This is a genomic window from Levilactobacillus brevis ATCC 14869 = DSM 20054 (assembly GCF_001433855.1).
GTDB lineage: Bacteria > Bacillota > Bacilli > Lactobacillales > Lactobacillaceae > Levilactobacillus > Levilactobacillus brevis.
Window position 1 is genome coordinate 177,147 of sequence record NZ_AZCP01000002.1, and the last position, 14,004, is coordinate 191,150.

The window sequence follows — 14,004 nt, forward strand, 5'->3', positions numbered from 1 at the left end:
TGCCTTAGATTCTATCGGTCATCCCGATAGTAATCGCGATGGCCATAACAATGAAAGCGTTTGTGAAAAATATAAAATTATTTTAGAAACATGTTCGCTTTTCTCTAAACAGTATATATATTCTAAAAAGTATGTCAAGCTAGTTGACAAAGAGGTTCAATGTGCGTATATTTATTCCAGAAATAATTTTTGAGTAAAAGAGGGAATTAACTTTGGGAAATGCTATTGATACCAACGGTAAGTCCTATAATCGTGGATTGCTTGTTGCACTTCTGCTGATTGGGACTTTTTGTACCGTTTTGAACCAAACTATTTTAAGTACTGCCTTTCCAACATTGATGAAGGCTTTCGACGTTTCCACGTCAACTGTCCAGTGGTTAACCACTGGTTTCTTACTGGTTAACGGGATCATGATTCCTATCAGTGCTTGGTTGATCACAACTATTAGTTCCAAGGTACTTTATATGTCCGCTATGAGTATCTTCTTAATTGGAACCGTTATTTGCTGGTCGGCGGTAAACTTCCCGATGCTATTAATCGGGCGGCTAATCCAAGCCGTTGGGGTTGGGGTCTCCATGCCATTACTTCAGACCATGATGCTCACCATCTTCCCTGCTAACAAACGGGGAACGGCCATGGGGCTAGCCGGTATCGTCATCGGTTTAGCACCAGCTATTGGCCCAACTCTGTCAGGGTGGGTCATTGATAACCTAACTTGGCGGGATTTGTTCGGCATGATTATTCCGATCGTTGCCGTTGTCATCATCGCTAGTTTCTGGCTCATGCGTAGTGTGCTTGAGACTAAGAAAGAACCATTGGACATTTGGTCTGTACTACTCTCAACAATCGGTTTCGGGAGCATGCTTTACGGCTTCTCTTCTGTTGGTGATGATGGTTGGGGCAGTGCCAAAGTGCTATCAACCTTAATCATTGGCTTTGTCTTTGTGGCGCTCTTTGTTTGGCGTCAATTAACGATGGACGATCCATTCCTGAACTTCCGGGTTTACAAGTCTAAAGAGTTTACGGTTTCCGCTATCTTAAGTTCCGTCGTTATGATGGCCATGGTGGGCGTTGAAATGGTCATTCCTTTATACCTGCAAATCGTCAAGGGCATGTCCGCGTTTCACTCTGGCTTAACCCTACTGGCCGGTGCTCTGATGATGGGGGTTATGAGCCCGATCACTGGACGGGCATTTGACCGTTTTGGTGCTAAGCGCTTAGCAATCATGGGGATGTTCCTCTTAACTATTGGGACCTTACCATTTGCCTGGATCACTAAAGACACCGCTACCTTATACATTGTCATCTTGTATGCGGTTCGGATGTTTGGGATTGCCATGGTCATGATGCCAGCCACAACTGCCGGGATGAACGCCTTACCAATGAACTTAATCAGTCACGGGACCGCTGTTAACAACACCCAACGGCAAGTCGCTAGTTCTGTTGGGACCGCCATTCTAGTGAGTGTCTTGACCAACGTCACTAAGAATAATATCCCTGCTAAACACGTCTTAACCACTAACCCATTAAGTTACGCAGATAAGGCCATTAATGCCACGTTAACCGGTTATCACGCTGCCTTCTGGGTTGCTATCGGCTTTAGCTTCATTGCCTTGGTCGTAGCCTTCTTCTTAAAAGGTAGCAACCGCTCAACACATGTAACCGATCAAAGTACCGATGAAGCTGCAACTAAGGGAGGTGCCGCCTAATGATTATCGTTACACTTGTCATTTGTGCGATTCTCGCATTTTACTTTTACGTTTATTTAAGCAACCGAGTTGTTTCTAATAGTTTAACTATTCTGGCGGTTGCTGGTGTTATGGTTAGCATCTTCTTCATTGTTAAGAATGACCATGACTACTATGGCATGCACAACGTCACTGAAACTAAAACGCAACGGATTTACTCAGCCTCACCATCCAAGAATCTACCGATGATGCTGTATCAATCGATTGGGACAGCCGATAAGCACCGCGTTTACGTCTACAAGACTAGCGCTTCGGCTAAGAAAACGAATCATACTCGAGCTAAAGTTACGACCAGTAACACGGTCAAACGGACAACTGGTCATAACCGGATTGTCACGACTAAGACCTATCGCGAATACAAAAATAGTACAGCGAAATTCTGGTTTGGTTTAGCCGATAATGGTCATCAATACGTGAAGGAACACAATACCATTTACATCAACAAGAACTGGACCGTATTGAGTGCCCCACAAGCTAAGAAATTGCAGAAACTAGCTAGTTCTAAGAGCTATCAAGCAAAACAAAAGGCCGCTGCAACGGCTTATGTTAAAAAAGCGGTTATGGCAGCGATGATGAAGAACCCATCAATGACTGCTGCGCAACAGAAACAAGTTACCCAGCAAGCCGCCGCTGCTTATCAAGCACAAGCCATGCAACAACTGATTAAACAAGTTAAAGCAGAATAGACTAAAAGGCCGATCGAGGATTTCTTCTCGACCGGCCTTTTTAGTTATCCCACAGTACGCATACAAAAAACGACCGGGACTCATCATCACCGGCCGTTCTATTCACCCATTTTACTCATTCATTACCTTAATTACTGTACCTGGGTTAACTGCGATTGGCCCTTGCGGCACCGTGGCATTAATCCGGATAAGTCGTCTAAAGACGTCCCATTATCCTGAAAACATTGAATCATGTCGATCCAGTACAAATCTGAATCATCGAACTCCGTCGTCGAATGTTCCTTACCTAATAGCCCACTCTTTACGTAGTCCTCAATGCGGCTAGCATCAACGTGTGCTGAAGCTGCTAGTTCAGTTAAGTTCATCTTCATCGCCCATACCCTCACTTTCGTTCGTTATCAATGAGAGTATCATACAACCCTCTTTACCGAAATGCAACCTTTTCCCTCAACTTTTTTCAGCCAGCATATTTACAAATAAATTACAGGTTTACAGGCCCCGGAGACACGGCTAAACTAAAGGTTAGACTTTAATTAGAAAACGGAAAGAAGGCTTATTTATGGGTCCAGACCTAACCTTTCGAGCGGGCATTCGTGACGTTCTTCCCACTGTCTTTGGCTACATTGGTGTGGGCTTAGCGTTCGGAATTGTTGCCCACACGAGTCACTTGAGCTTACTGATGGTTGCTGGCCTGTCATTTATTGTGTACGCTGGCTCCGCCCAATTCATCATCACCAGTATGCTCTTAATTCATGACCCCCTGTCAGCAATCTTCATTTCTACCTTCCTTGTGAATTCACGGATGATCCTGATGAGTACCAGCTTGGCCCAGTATTTTCGCCATGAATCCTTAATTCGTAATGTACTGATTGGTACGCTGGTAACTGATGAAACCTTTGCTTTAGCCATGAATAAACAAAATAAAACCCATGGACCATTAAGCTTTGCTTGGCAATCGGCAGCTAATCTTGTTGCCTATTTAGTCTGGGGACTAGCAACCCTGGTTGGGGCTATTCTAGGCGGACTCATTGCCAATCCAAGCCGCTTTGGGTTTGACTTCGCCTTGACAGCTATGTTTATTGGTCTCGTCTATCTCCAGTTGATTAGTGACAAACACCTCGGAATGCGCCTGCAATTATTCGTCATGGGGTTTGTTGCTCTCATTTATTACTTGATGATTGGACTCATGAGCGCCAACTTTGCCCTATTAGTCGCCACAGTTGCCGGATGTCTATTTGGAATGGAGATGAAAAAATGTCAATCAGCCTAACCGAATTATGGGTGATCCTGGGATGCGGACTCGTCACGATTCTTTCGCGAACGCTCCCCTTTATTTTTGTCAAACAACTGACGATGCCGGGCTGGCTGGTGAGCTTTTTGTCATTTGTTCCCATCACGATCATGACGGCCCTATGCTGTCAAAGCCTGTTCATCGCCCACACTGGTCAGTTAGCCACGCTAAATGTTGCCAACTGCTTAGCTGCCATTCCGGCGACCATCGCTGGGGTCCTCACCAAGAGCTTACTCATGGTCGTCGTCATTGGCATCATGGCAATGGCCCTTCTCCGCTATTGGCAAATCGGCTAATTCCAACATCAGAAAAGTCCCCGCAAAATGGCGAGGACTTTTTTTATTGGTGAGCTGCTTGGGGCAATACTAGATTTAAGATAATGCCTAAGACAGCCGCCACGGCTAGGCCTGAAAATTGATATTGACCGATTTTGAGGTAAGCGTCCCCAATCCCAATGACCAAAATTGCCGAGGCAATCATCAGATTACGTTTTTGATTAAAATCGACATGTTTCTCAATCAGAATTCGCAGACCACTTGACGCAATAACACCAAATAGAAGAAAGCTAATTCCCCCAATTACCGGATTAGGAATACTTTCGATCAAGGCACTCAACTTGCCAACAAAACTGAAGATGACGGCAAACGTCGCCGCGCCAATCAGGACATACACACTGTGTACGCGGGTGATAGCAAGGACACCCACATTTTCGCCATATGACGTGACAGGCGGCCCACCAACAAAACTCGCGATAATTGAAGCCACACCGTCGCCAGCTAACGTGTGTGTCAACCCAGGATCACGGAAGAAGTTACGATGGGTCAACTCGTTAAGCACGGTAATGTGGCCAATATGTTCCGTCATGGTGACAAAGGCAATGGGCGCCAAACTTAGCACCGCACCCCAATAAAAATGTAAGGAATAGCTGACCCCCGGAATTTCAAATTTAGGTAACTGAAACCACTCTGCCTGCAACACTGGTGTAAAGTTTACTAGACCAAATGCCACTGCCACCAGGTAGCCGCACACAATCCCTAACAGAATGGGGACTAAAGCTAAAAATCCCCGCAAGAATAAGTTAAACCCAATCGTCAGGAGTAAGGTGATGATGGCAACCGCAAAGAACTGCCAGTGATACGTACCTTGACTATCAACTGTAGCCTTTTGCGCTGCACTCCCGGCTAGTGATAGTCCGATGACCATCACCATCGGGCCAACGACAATCGGTGGCAAAACGCGATCAATCCAGTCCGGACCGACAGCCGCCACGACTAAAGCAACGATCAGATAAACTAGTCCCACCGCCAACGTTCCCTGAGCAATCCCCGGATAACCCGTGGTTTTCATCAGGGCAATCATGGGCATGATAAACGAAAAACTAGAGCCCATGTACGCTGGAATCTTTCCTCGCGTAATTAAGATATACATGAGGGTACCCACCCCTGAGCTAAACAGCGCAATGCCTGGATTTAACCCCACCAAGATGGGTACCAACACGGTGGAACCAAACATTGAAAATAAATGTTGCAGTGATAGTCCCAACCATTGGCCCCATCCGGGCCGCTCGTCGATATCAATCAACGCATCGGGATTACGATAATGTGACGGCTGCTGCATAATCAATTCCTCCTTGTCCATGAAAAAAGCGCACCCGTCCCGTAAGGAAACGTGTACGCCAATTAAGCCCAGCTTGCGCCAGAAACGTCGTACCTTCATTGCCTCACGGGACAATGTTAAAGGACTATATTAATAGAAATTATAGCGAGACTCACGCCTGCTTGTCAAGACCATTTAATAATCATCGTGACCGCCGGGCAAGCCGTTGATAGCCTTGATAAATGCCCACTAAACCGATTAGGAAACAACTACCGACTAACAGTAAGGTCGCATTCCCCAACTCATCCGTCACAAACCCAAAAATAAAACTGCCCAAGGGTTGAAACGCATCCATTGCTAAAAATAAAAGACCAAACATTCGACCCAAGTAAGCCGGATCAGTTAGCTCCTGTGTAATCGTCAACGCTCGGATATCAAAACACGTATAGCAAAAGCCAATGACCACACTGCTCCCCAGTAACATCCAATAATTAGGAAAAGCACCAGCCAGTAAGAGCATGCCAGCTAACAGGCCCAGATCCCCATAATTCTGCTGGTGTTGCGGTAATCGTTTAGCTAAAGTCAACCGCAAGCCACCTAAAATTCCGCCCACCGCCATGGCAATCAGTAAATAACTGTAACGGGCTGACTGTCCCCCATAGATGTGTTGAACATCATACGGGAGCACGAGTTTAGAGGCCGCGTACATCACATTTAACAACCCACCCAGAGCAATCGTTTCAACTAGAATTGGCCGTTGCCAGACATACCGCCAACCGGTCAGCAGGCTCGCTTTAATTCCCAGTGTCGCCTGCGTTGAGTGGCGCGGAGGATAACGAATACTGAGATATAACCCCAATGATAGGAGAAAAGATAGGCCATTAATAAGTAAAAACCCCCGCAAATTTAACCAGTGGAGGGTCAGTAAAAAGCCACCTAATAACGGGGCCAAAATATTGGCAAGGTCAAGTAAGGTATTACTAATGGCATTAAACCGCTGGCGAGCGGCTAGAACGATCAATTCGGGAATCATCGACTTAGCTGCTGGCAGGCTAAAGGCTAATCCAATATCTAAAATAACCGTTAGCGTTAGTAATGGGCCGGCAGTTAGATGAAGAGGGTCTAACCAGAGGGCCACCCCAATACAGCCCAACACACTCACGAGTTCGGCCAATACCACGACCCATTTACGATTAAAGTTATCTACGACGACGCCACAGAAGAGATCGCCTAAAAATAAGACAACCCCGCCAACCGCTTGAATAATGCCCAGCAAAGCCGCATTACCAGTGGCCTGTACGACAAACCAATTTAACCCAAATAAGTAGAGGGCATCGCCCATTCGTGAAATAAACGGTGCCAGTAACAGGGGGACGTTTATTTTTTTCGTACTCACTACCGTATCGCCCCCTCATGTTGAAAGTATGTTAGTCTTCAACCATCCGCCAGTTACCTTCGTCAGCTCGCGAAATATCATTTAGAAACTTCAACACGCGTTTTGCCCGATCTGGTTGGTGTTCAAACAAGGTATTGACCCCAGCACCCGTGACCATGGGTTCACTCAAGCGAAAGTCACCATCCGCTTGTTCACCCGTGGCAAAGGTAACGACCGTTTCACCTGACGCTAATTTTGTTGTCAAGAAGAACATCGTAAACTCGTCGTCGACCGTCATGTAAGCTGGCATTGCCCAAATATCGGGAGCAATCTCTTGCATCTCACCATCTAAGAATTTGAACTCTTTATGGTTAGCCTGAGTAACGGGCTCTTTCAATACCAATAGCATTTGATTGAATTCTGCGTCACCTAATTGTAAATTATCTTTCACGTTGGTTAGCCTCCTAAAATTGTCATAGCTCACATTATACCAGCGTCTTACGCAAAATTAAATCACGCTGAGTGGAATGGCCTAACTGGAAAACATGTTCACCAACAACGACAAATCCCATCTGCTGATAAAAAGCACGGGCCGAATCATTATGTTCCCAGACGCCCAGCCAAATCGCCGTTTTTCCCAATTGCTCGGCCGTTTTCCGCGCTAATTGGAACAATTGACGGCCCAATCCTTGTCGCTTAAACGCAGGGAGTACATAAATCCGTTGAATTTCGAGACAGTCATCCCCCTGCGCTTCTGACTGTGTCGCTCCCCAATTTAATTTTAAATACCCCGCCAGCTGTTCATCTTGATAAATAAAGGTAAACGTACTGGTCGGCTCAGCCAGTTCGCGGGCTAATTGCGGTAAGCTGTATGCCCGCTCTAAATAAACTGCTAAATCGGCGGCCGTATTCACCGCCCCAAACGTGTCACTAAAAGTTGTTCGACTAAGTTGCTGTAAGGCTGGCAAATCAGCTTCAGTAACGGCTCTTAATTTTGTCGCCATCAGGTCACACTCCTCGCTCATAACCGATTAAGTTCTAGCATAAGCTCATTTAAGTGTATTTGCAACAATAAACAAAAAAAGCGCCACCGCGCTTTTTTTCAGATCAGTGAGACTGTGCGAGATCGGCCGCTTCTTTTCCGGTCATGTGCGCCACTGTCATTTCCAATAAACTAAAATGATCCAGTCCCTGATCTAAATGTTGATGAATTTTTTGGGCGTAATCAGGTGCCAGATGCAAAGCAAATTGCCGCATCAATTCCCGCTTCCGCTTAGGATCCGTCACAATGGTGACTCGGCCAAAAGCAATCACACTGCGAAACTCATTGGTTAATGCTGCTGGTGCTACCACATCCCGATCGACTACACAAAAGGAAACCCGGTTGTCCCGTTGAATGGCCGCCATTTTATGACCAACTGGCGCACCATGAAAGTAAAAATGCGTTCCATCAAAGTAATAACTGAGAGGTACGGCATATGGGTAACCCGCATCCCCGTGGACCGCTAAGACCCCCGCTGTTCGCCGCTGTAAGACCGTATTTATTTGTTCAGGCGTTAACGCCTCATTTGCCAATCGCATCGCACGAAACATTACTGATCCACTCCTTCTCATAGATTTATTACTCTTAGTATACAACGGTTTGTTCATTAAATCACAAAAAAGACTACTATAAAAGGCTAGGAACAGTGCTCCTAGCCCGCATTTACGTGTTTAGTTAGTCACACGAACTGGATCACCAATCTCCAGTTGCATGTGGTAGTACTCATGGTCCCCAATCATTTGGGTCCCCGTCACCTCGTAGCCCATGCGTTCATATAAACGCATGGCACCCGGGTTCTCTAAGTCGACGTTTAGCCCAATCACCGCTTGCTGATCGCGACGCGCATAAACCGGTAAGGCCCGCAACAACTGGCGACCGATTCCCTGCCCTTGATGATCCGGCGAGACCGCCAGTGAATCCAAATACCATTCGCCAGCCGCTGTCTCGGATTCTAAATCAAATGGTTCATCAAACGCATCGCTTTTCGCTGCTAATCGTGTCATCACATCATCGACAATGTCTTCCCTTTCGCCGGGATAACCAAACGCTACCCCAACCACTTGGCCATTGGCCTCGGCCACCACCGTAGTTGCCGCACCGGATAAATACGTTCGGGTGCGGTAAGCTGCCGTGATGACCTTCAGTAAGTCAGGGCCTGGAACGTCTTCCAGGTCAGTTAAAGCCATTTCATCGTAGATCAAGTTCATCAACGGGGCTATCTGAGGCGCATCCGTTGGTCGAGCTTCACGAATTATCACAAAAAATCCTCCATTTCTAGTTCTTTAACCAGATTAACGGAGGATTACAGGTTTGTCAAAGGATTTGCCGGGCACTCTATGAATGAACCCGTCCAGCTACCCGCTGACCAAAGATGAGGCCAACGAGGAACAAGACACTAGCGGTGATCCATGTCCTCATGGTGAGACTCCCTTCGTGTCGCTGTGGTTGCGGCCGATTTTTCTGTCCGCAACTCAGCGAGTTCTTGGCGAATTTCGCCTAAAATTTCCAGTTGAAATCGTTCGACTTCCATGGTGTGCGGCACCTGATTCTGTGCTAGATGATCAACCTTAGCATGTAGTAACCGCAACTCATGTTCAGATTTCAGGTTCACGTGATAGTCATTCTCAGCCATCATGCGATCCCGGTCAGCAGACCGGTTCTGACTCATCATGATGATGGGTGCTTGAATCGCCGCGACACAACTCAGAACTAAATTTAACAGAATAAAGGGGTAATTGTCAAAGTCGACACCAAATAAATGCAGCCCATTGACGATCATCCATCCCAGTAAAACAAACATAAAAATGAAAATGAAGCCCCAAGACCCGCCAAAGCGCGCAACTTCATCCGACACCTTCTGACCAAACGTTAAGCTATTAGTGAGACTTTCGTTAACATCGATGATGTCATAGTCGTCACTTTGAAGGGCTTTAGTCAATTTATGATTGATCTTCTTCGTTTGCTTTAAATCGGCATTGATCATGGCATCAACGTGATCCAACCGATATTTTAGAAGATGGTGACCACAGATATAATCTGTCACCTTACTTTGGGGATAGTCACGCTTAATGCGATTCCGCAACCCTGCTTCCAACTCTGCTAACTGTAGACTCGTTTCCAGTGAGATTGGCTCACCATCCACTAAACACGTCAACTGTTCTTTTTCTGTCATTCCTGTGTCACTCCTCCGATAACTGGTGTATTAGGGCATGCCAATCTGCCGGTAATTCACTGGTAAAATGCCGCTGTTCATCTGTAAAAGGATCTTCGAACGTCAGTGAAAGAGCCTGCAATGCTTGACGGTTGATACCAGTCACAGACCCATCGTATAAGGCATCGCCAAGTAAGGGATGACCTAATGACGCAAAATGAGCCCGAATCTGATGGGTTCTACCTGTATGTAATTTAACAGCCACCACGGTTGCCGTTGCAAAACGCTGTTGCACCCAATACTCGGTTTGCGCCGGTTTACCAGTCGGTGACACCATCTGATTATAACCAGTCGGATCACTCGCTAGTGGCGCATCAATCACCGCATGATCTGCCTCGAGTCGTCCACTGACAACCGCCAAGTAGCGTTTATCAATTTGATGGGCCGCCTGTAATTGACTAGCTAGACTGTTGGCCAACCGGTGCCGAGCAACCCACACAACGCCACTGGTAAACCGATCTAAGCGCGTTAAAATATGAGGCACTAAATTCTCGGCGTGTTCCGCTTCCCAGTATCCTTTTATCCGATTAACCAAGGTATCTGTTCGATTGGCTGGTCCTGGTACCACATTTAACCCAGCTGGTTTATCCACCACGAGCCAATCCCGATTTTCAAACAAAACGGTAATTGGCTCGCGACTGACAGCAACCGCCTCATCGGCAGTCTCCGGTGGAAACGTAACCGCAACGTGATCGCCCACTGCCAAAGTGACTGCCGGTGTGGTCACCTGCCCATTAACGCGAATTGTTCCCTGTTGTTTCAAATCGCTAAAGACCCGATGACTAATGCCCTGATTAGTCAAAAATCGCTTCAAACTGGTTACGGGTTCTTTCACCTGCCAGTCGAGTTCCATAGGCTGTTATCTCCTTTTCTATTCATCAATTAATTCGAGTAACCAGGCAATTGAATCATCCCGATGATTCAATTGCTCAGGTTGCTGATTCAGCTGAGTATTCAGTTTTGTCACGCGTCCACTAAAGGGTAAGCGTAACGTCAAAGATTCCTGTTCACCGCGAATAATCATAAATGGCGTTCCCAATTTAACTGGACCTAGCGCAATCAGCCACTCAATTGCCGTCACTGGTCCCACCAATTGACGCCCGTTATCGGCAAACCCAATTTTCATGGCACCAGTCTCATCCGGTGTGACCCATAGGGCATCTGCACTAGCTTCAATTCGATCAATCATTTCGGTCACCTCTCACATTATCTTAACGGTCTAATTAGATTATATTTTACCATAGCACCAGAATCCACGGGAATTATTTCCCCTTTCACCACAAAACTGGTTATAATAAAGTTGTAAAGGGGGAGATATAAATGTTCACTGGTACAGAATTAACGGGGATCTTAATTCTCGCAACCGGAATCGCCTTGATTCTATTGATGTTGGTCAAATTTTGGCCACGAATTAAGCAACTGGATACGGATACCTCAACACTCGTCGGTATTTTCACGCTGCTGGCCATTGGCCTGTTGGGACTAGGCGGCTGGCTGAGCTTTAGTGGCCTGCTCCACTAATCATTCGGCAATCAACCTGTACACGAAAAAGTTGTGACCCTTTAAGGGTGGTCACAACTTTTTAATTTCCGCCATTATTAAACTGCCAATTCGAGTGTTTGAGGTGCTCAACTTGCTAAAGTCTAGTGCTAAGCCTGCCCCATGGCCGTACATAGCTTATACTGTTGTCATTCTCATAGCCAGATCACACTGATTCAATGAGGAGGACAACAACGATGACCGTCTATAAACCTATCTTGCCCACCAAACATCCCACACCGTCGGCTCCCAAGCCCAAGCTAAACGTCGTCATCCATCCGCACCATCAAGCGGCATTTTTACGAAAGCACGCACAACAACCTGCGCCACATGCACGTCGATGGCACTCTTTTAGAAACACTTATTGATTATTCGAAATACCTAGCCACTTCAGTACCTCATACACTGAAGTGGCTAGGTCTTTCTTAATGTCCGTATTCGTTTATCCTTACTTTAATGGCTTAATGACCCGCGCGGGATTGCCACCTAACACAACGTTGCTCCCAAATGACTTCGTCACAACCGCACCAGCGGCCACAATGACGTTATCTCCCAAAGTTACGCCGGGACAAATAATGGCACCACCACCGACCCACACATCGTCACCTAAAGTCACCGGTTTGCCGATTCCCATCGCGCCATTTCGGCGCAGTTCCGGTTCAGCGGGATGGTTAACTGAATAGATTTGCACCTTGGGACCCAATAAGCAATGCTTGCCAATCCGAATGGGAGCAACATCTAATATCGTACAATCGTAGTTGGCAAAAAAATCTTCTCCTACATAAATGTTATAACCATAGTCACAGCGAAACGTTGCATGAACCTCAACCTGATCTCCGGTTGCCCCAAATAGGCGTTTAATCAGTTGCTGACTTTTTTCGGGGTCCTGTTCACCCAATTCATTTAAGGCTTCAACCTGTTGTCGAGCCGCTCCCCGCTCTGCAACTAGCTCAGGGTCGTAGACGTTAAACAGCTCGCCAGTAATCATCTTTTCTTTTTCACTCTTGTCCATTTTAGTTAAACCACCTTTCGTTAAAAAAATGGCTGTGATTGCTCGCCGGCAACCACAACCATTTTAAATGTTTAGCTTACTTGATGAACGCCTTTGTCATACCAACCATGGTAGCAAAGTCTTCCATTTGTTCTTCCGTTAAGGAGAAGGAAAGCATGGTGTGGTGACCACCGCCGGCCTTCATCCATTCCAAGGCACCAGTCTTCAAACCAACCTTAGGTGTCCAAAGTTGCTTAGCAACTGGCAAATTAGGTGTTTCGCCTTCAGGCTTGTTCGCATCAACAGCATAGCCAATCATCTTGAAGCCATCACGGAAGTCCGCAACGGTGACGTCAATGGCGTCGCCTTCAGAACCAGTGAAGACCAAACGAGCTGGGTCAGCTTTACCACCAATATCCAATGGGTGAACTTCAACCCGTGGCTTGTCGGAAGCAATCGTTGGGTCGACTTCCAACATGTGAGAACCAAGAATAGCTTCGTGGCCCTTACGTAGATCCAAGGTGTAGTCTTCCATGAAGGCTGTCCGATCATTGTGAGACATGATCTTCATCACACGACCCAAGGCAGCGGTCTTCCAATCACCTTCAGCACCGAAGCCGTAACCGTCACGAATTAATAATTGAGCGGCCAAGCCAGGTAATTGTTCCATCCCCCAGAGATCTTCGAAGTTCGTGGTGAAGGCAGTGTAACCGCCCTTTTCCAAGAAACGCTTGATCCCAAGGTATTGTTGTAATTGAACGCGAACGGAATGCTTATAAGTTTCAGCATCATTGTCCCCTTGAACCATAGTGTACTTGGATTCAAGATCGGCATATTCTTTATCAACGTCGGCATCAGAAACCTTATTGATTTCTTCAACTAAGTCGCCGATACCATAGTAATCAACTGTCCAGCCCATCTTGATTTGTGCTTCAACCTTGTCACCTTCAGTAACGGCAACATTACGCATGGTATCACCAAAACGAGCAACTTTAACTTTAAAGCTTTCGTTGTAAGCAACCGCAACGTCTTCCCAACGTGCGATTTGGTCTTGAACGTCTTCATCACCCCAGTAGCCGTAAACAATCTTGTTGTTGACGTTTAGACGGGCATTGATGTAAGCATATTCACGGTCACCATGAGCACTTTGGTTCAAGTTCATGTAGTCAAAGTCAATGTCAGCATAAGGAATGTTGTTCAAGTATTGCGTTGCCAAGTGCAGCAATGGCTTTTGCAATAATTCTGTCCCACGAATCCAGTTCTTGGCTGGGGAGAACGTGTGCATCCACGTAATCACACCGGCAACCTTGTCGTTGTAGTTAACTTCTTTCATGAAGTTAGTGATGCTTTCGGCCGTTGTCATAACATCCTTGAAGACAACTTTGTAAGGCAACTTGCCGCTGGCGTTTAACTTGTCAGCAATATCTTGGGCGTCCTTAGCAACGGACTTTAATTGTTCTTCACCATAAAGGTGTTGTGAACCGGTAACAAACCAAAATTCATAATCTGGAACTGATAACATAA

Annotated in this window: 17 protein-coding genes; 5 read left to right on the top strand and 12 right to left on the bottom strand. The window is 46.3% G+C overall.

The window, feature by feature from the left end; translation table 11 throughout:
• Positions 1-212 precede the first annotated feature (212 nt).
• Entirely contained in the window at positions 213-1,709 is a 1,497-nt protein-coding gene (locus FC61_RS04215) for an MDR family MFS transporter (protein ID WP_021741299.1), read from the top strand.
• Entirely contained in the window at positions 1,709-2,434 is a 726-nt protein-coding gene (locus FC61_RS04220; protein ID WP_021741298.1) for a DUF4811 domain-containing protein, read from the top strand. The genes FC61_RS04215 and FC61_RS04220 overlap by 1 nt, the downstream gene beginning before the upstream one ends.
• 131 nt (positions 2,435-2,565) lie before the next feature.
• On the opposite strand, the gene FC61_RS04225 is transcribed toward FC61_RS04220, so the two are convergent.
• Positions 2,566-2,805 (bottom strand): helix-turn-helix domain-containing protein, encoded by a 240-nt coding sequence (locus FC61_RS04225; protein ID WP_021741297.1) that lies wholly within the window; start codon positions 2,803-2,805, stop codon positions 2,566-2,568.
• A gap of 188 nt (positions 2,806-2,993) precedes the next feature.
• Here FC61_RS04225 and FC61_RS04230 point away from each other — a divergent pair, with 188 nt between their 5' ends.
• Positions 2,994-3,704 carry an AzlC family ABC transporter permease gene (locus tag FC61_RS04230; protein ID WP_021741296.1) on the top strand — a complete coding sequence of 237 codons (711 nt, stop codon included), beginning with the start codon at positions 2,994-2,996 and terminating at the stop codon, positions 3,702-3,704.
• Positions 3,689-4,021, top strand: coding sequence for an AzlD domain-containing protein (locus FC61_RS04235; RefSeq protein WP_021741295.1), 333 nt, complete (start codon positions 3,689-3,691; stop codon positions 4,019-4,021). Before FC61_RS04230 ends, FC61_RS04235 begins: the two co-directional genes overlap by 16 nt.
• A gap of 43 nt (positions 4,022-4,064) precedes the next feature.
• Here FC61_RS04235 and FC61_RS04240 read toward each other — a convergent pair whose 3' ends face one another.
• The 9 genes from FC61_RS04240 to FC61_RS04280 all read right to left on the bottom strand — a co-directional run bounded on the left by FC61_RS04240 (position 4,065) and on the right by FC61_RS04280 (position 11,139).
• A complete protein-coding gene (locus FC61_RS04240; RefSeq protein WP_035464299.1) occupies positions 4,065-5,342 on the bottom strand; it encodes a uracil-xanthine permease family protein in 1,278 nt (425 codons plus the stop codon).
• Positions 5,343-5,523: 181 nt separating this feature from the next.
• Positions 5,524-6,717 carry an MFS transporter gene (locus FC61_RS04245; RefSeq protein WP_035464298.1) on the bottom strand — a complete coding sequence of 398 codons (1,194 nt, stop codon included), beginning with the start codon at positions 6,715-6,717 and terminating at the stop codon, positions 5,524-5,526.
• Between the two features lie 31 nt (positions 6,718-6,748).
• Positions 6,749-7,147 carry a hypothetical protein gene (locus FC61_RS04250; RefSeq protein WP_035464297.1) on the bottom strand — a complete coding sequence of 133 codons (399 nt, stop codon included), beginning with the start codon at positions 7,145-7,147 and terminating at the stop codon, positions 6,749-6,751.
• 34 nt (positions 7,148-7,181) lie between these two features.
• Positions 7,182-7,700 carry a GNAT family N-acetyltransferase gene (locus tag FC61_RS04255; protein WP_024526545.1) on the bottom strand — a complete coding sequence of 173 codons (519 nt, stop codon included), beginning with the start codon at positions 7,698-7,700 and terminating at the stop codon, positions 7,182-7,184.
• Positions 7,701-7,803: 103 nt separating this feature from the next.
• Positions 7,804-8,289 carry a pyridoxamine 5'-phosphate oxidase family protein gene (locus tag FC61_RS04260; protein WP_024526544.1) on the bottom strand — a complete coding sequence of 162 codons (486 nt, stop codon included), beginning with the start codon at positions 8,287-8,289 and terminating at the stop codon, positions 7,804-7,806.
• A gap of 120 nt (positions 8,290-8,409) precedes the next feature.
• Positions 8,410-8,997: a GNAT family N-acetyltransferase gene (locus FC61_RS04265; RefSeq protein ID WP_021741289.1), complete on the bottom strand. Its 588-nt coding sequence runs from the start codon at positions 8,995-8,997 to the stop codon at positions 8,410-8,412.
• Positions 8,998-9,134: 137 nt separating this feature from the next.
• Positions 9,135-9,911 carry a DUF1003 domain-containing protein gene (locus FC61_RS04270; protein WP_011668354.1) on the bottom strand — a complete coding sequence of 259 codons (777 nt, stop codon included), beginning with the start codon at positions 9,909-9,911 and terminating at the stop codon, positions 9,135-9,137.
• Positions 9,912-9,918: 7 nt separating this feature from the next.
• Complete coding sequence (locus FC61_RS04275; RefSeq protein ID WP_042516720.1) at positions 9,919-10,803, bottom strand: RluA family pseudouridine synthase; 885 nt, start codon at positions 10,801-10,803, stop codon at positions 9,919-9,921.
• Between the two features lie 18 nt (positions 10,804-10,821).
• A complete protein-coding gene (locus FC61_RS04280; protein WP_011668356.1) occupies positions 10,822-11,139 on the bottom strand; it encodes a biotin/lipoyl attachment domain-containing protein in 318 nt (105 codons plus the stop codon).
• 131 nt (positions 11,140-11,270) lie between these two features.
• On the opposite strand from FC61_RS04280, the gene FC61_RS04285 reads away from it, so the two are divergent.
• The gene (locus tag FC61_RS04285; RefSeq protein WP_011668357.1) at positions 11,271-11,471 is read left to right on the top strand and encodes a hypothetical protein; all 201 of its coding nucleotides are present in this window, start codon (positions 11,271-11,273) and stop codon (positions 11,469-11,471) included.
• 466 nt (positions 11,472-11,937) lie between these two features.
• On the opposite strand, the gene FC61_RS04290 is transcribed toward FC61_RS04285, so the two are convergent.
• Complete coding sequence (locus FC61_RS04290) at positions 11,938-12,501, bottom strand: sugar O-acetyltransferase (RefSeq protein ID WP_021741286.1); 564 nt, start codon at positions 12,499-12,501, stop codon at positions 11,938-11,940.
• 76 nt (positions 12,502-12,577) lie between these two features.
• Positions 12,578-14,002 (bottom strand): L-arabinose isomerase, encoded by a 1,425-nt coding sequence (araA, locus tag FC61_RS04295; protein ID WP_021741285.1) that lies wholly within the window; start codon positions 14,000-14,002, stop codon positions 12,578-12,580.
• Positions 14,003-14,004 lie beyond the last annotated feature (2 nt).

Excerpts from the sequence above, each read along its gene's own strand:
- FC61_RS04260 (WP_024526544.1), bottom strand. The coding sequence starts at position 8,289 with ATGTTTCGTGCGATGCGATTGGCAAATGAGGCGTTAACGCCTGAACAA.
- FC61_RS04280 (WP_011668356.1), bottom strand. The coding sequence starts at position 11,139 with ATGATTGATCGAATTGAAGCTAGTGCAGATGCCCTATGGGTCACACCG.
- FC61_RS04270 (WP_011668354.1), bottom strand. The coding sequence starts at position 9,911 with ATGACAGAAAAAGAACAGTTGACGTGTTTAGTGGATGGTGAGCCAATC.
- FC61_RS04290 (WP_021741286.1), bottom strand. The coding sequence starts at position 12,501 with ATGGACAAGAGTGAAAAAGAAAAGATGATTACTGGCGAGCTGTTTAAC.
- FC61_RS04275 (WP_042516720.1), bottom strand. The coding sequence starts at position 10,803 with ATGGAACTCGACTGGCAGGTGAAAGAACCCGTAACCAGTTTGAAGCGA.
- FC61_RS04285 (WP_011668357.1), top strand. The coding sequence starts at position 11,271 with ATGTTCACTGGTACAGAATTAACGGGGATCTTAATTCTCGCAACCGGA.
- FC61_RS04255 (WP_024526545.1), bottom strand. The coding sequence starts at position 7,700 with ATGGCGACAAAATTAAGAGCCGTTACTGAAGCTGATTTGCCAGCCTTA.
- araA (WP_021741285.1), bottom strand. The coding sequence starts at position 14,002 with ATGTTATCAGTTCCAGATTATGAATTTTGGTTTGTTACCGGTTCACAA.
- FC61_RS04230 (WP_021741296.1), top strand. The coding sequence starts at position 2,994 with ATGGGTCCAGACCTAACCTTTCGAGCGGGCATTCGTGACGTTCTTCCC.
- FC61_RS04225 (WP_021741297.1), bottom strand. The coding sequence starts at position 2,805 with ATGAAGATGAACTTAACTGAACTAGCAGCTTCAGCACACGTTGATGCT.
- FC61_RS04240 (WP_035464299.1), bottom strand. The coding sequence starts at position 5,342 with ATGCAGCAGCCGTCACATTATCGTAATCCCGATGCGTTGATTGATATC.
- FC61_RS04220 (WP_021741298.1), top strand. The coding sequence starts at position 1,709 with ATGATTATCGTTACACTTGTCATTTGTGCGATTCTCGCATTTTACTTT.
- FC61_RS04235 (WP_021741295.1), top strand. The coding sequence starts at position 3,689 with ATGTCAATCAGCCTAACCGAATTATGGGTGATCCTGGGATGCGGACTC.